The following is a 396-nucleotide window of genomic DNA, read 5'->3' as shown; positions in this document are numbered from 1 at the left end:
GTCGTAACAAGGTAGCCGTATCGGAAGGTGCGGCTGGATCACCTCCTTTCTATGGAGAATCGTCTTCTGAAACGAAGACATTCAAATCTTAAATCTAACCAGGTCGGTTAGTGGCTCACTCGTTGCTCAGTTTTGAGAGTTGAAGCTCTCAGTTACAACTTGATCCTTGAAAACTGGATACCGAAACGAAAATGCGTTTTAGAACATCTTTTAGCTAAAACTTGTGTCAACAAGTTAAAATAGTTATTAGCTGTACGATATTTTCCTAGCGGAAAAATCGAGGTTAAGCTAATAAGAGCACACGGAGGATGCCTAGGCGCCAGGAGCCGACGAAGGACGTGGCGAACAACGAAACTGCCTCGGGGAGCTGTAAGCAAGCTTTGATCCGGGGGTGTC

The 396-nt window shown here is 45.5% G+C and carries 1 rRNA gene; it reads left to right on the top strand.

Annotation, left to right across the window (positions count from 1 at the left end):
• Positions 1 to 281 precede the first annotated feature (281 nt).
• Positions 282 to 396 (top strand): 23S ribosomal RNA (locus AC0LWN_RS32700); the annotation flags it as partial.

Source organism: Paenibacillus sp. sgz302115 (assembly GCF_056120445.1).
The sequence above is the reverse complement of the archived record's forward strand: the minus strand, read 5'-3'. Positions and strand labels throughout refer to the sequence as shown.